The following is a 1,074-nucleotide window of genomic DNA, read 5'->3' as shown; positions in this document are numbered from 1 at the left end:
GGGGCGGGTGTGACTGGGGTGACGGAGGGTAGCCCGTGGGGCGGCCCTCGGCCGCCTTTTGCGTGGGTGGTTGCGTTAGACGCGCCATAGGGCGCATCAGGCGGTGGGCCCCTGCCCCCGGATACGTCCGGCGGTTGGTGGCTGTGGCGTGTAGGGAGAGTTATGGCGCAGGTGGTTGATCCTCAGTCATTCGACCGGTTCGCCCTCGACTACGACCGCTTCGTGAGCCTGTTGCCCGGGCAGAACACCGCCTGGGTGCTCGGCCTGGGGCCGGGTGGCGGGCGCGCTCTTGATGCCGGTTGTGGTTCCGGGCATGCGGCGGTCGCCCTGGCGGACCGCTTTGAGGAGGTCGTCGGGTTGGACCTCAGCGGGCCCCTGATCGAGATCGCCGAGGCCAAGAGGGCACGTCCCAACGTGCGTTACGTGGTGAAGGACCTGTTCGAGTTGGACGACGGCGGCTTCGATCTGGTCTACAGCCACACGATGCTGCATCACCTGGCGGACTACCGCGCGGGACTGCGGCGCCTGAAGAGTCTCGTGCGGCCCGGCGGCACCGTCGCGATCGTCGACAACGTCTGCGATCTCTACCCCACCCCGCCGCGCCAGGCCTACACCTGGCCCGCGCTGTGGAGCTTCCCCCACCAGATCCGCCGCATCGGGCTTCGCGACGCCTGGTTTCAACTGCGCTTCTGGCACAGCCGACCGTGGCTGGCGCACCTGCTCTCCGATCGCTACCTGTCGCGCGAACAGTTCCGGGAGCTCTACGGAAGTGTCTTCCCCGGCGCCCGGTTCGACGACCTCGGCTTCGCCCTGGCCATGGTCTGGACGGCCCCCACCAGTCACACCCGCCCCGACACCCAGGGCCCTCCACCCGCCTGATGCTCCCTGCCGCGCGCCTAACGCAACACAGGACGCAAAAGACGCCCCAGGGCCGCCCCACCAACCACCCGCCGTCACCCCAGTCACACCCGCCCCACCCACCGACCCGCTGCCCCGCCCAACTACCCCAACCAGGGCACCCTCCCGCCCCTCACCCACCCATAGCGACCAGCAGGGCATGAGTCTCAACCGCTA

General features: G+C 69.2%; 1 protein-coding gene. It reads left to right on the top strand.

Annotation, left to right across the window (positions count from 1 at the left end; translation table 11 throughout):
• Positions 1–162: 162 nt before the first annotated feature.
• The gene (locus HY68_RS11160) at positions 163–879 is read left to right on the top strand and encodes a class I SAM-dependent methyltransferase (RefSeq protein WP_041987582.1); all 717 of its coding nucleotides are present in this window, start codon (positions 163–165) and stop codon (positions 877–879) included.
• Positions 880–1,074: the final 195 nt, after the last annotated feature.

Source organism: Streptomyces sp. AcH 505, from assembly GCF_000818175.1.
In the GTDB taxonomy this organism is placed as follows: Bacteria; Actinomycetota; Actinomycetes; order Streptomycetales; family Streptomycetaceae; genus Streptomyces.
This window is presented reverse-complemented; position numbering and strand designations above follow the sequence as displayed.

Excerpts from the sequence above, each read along its gene's own strand:
- HY68_RS11160 (WP_041987582.1), top strand. The coding sequence starts at position 163 with ATGGCGCAGGTGGTTGATCCTCAGTCATTCGACCGGTTCGCCCTCGAC.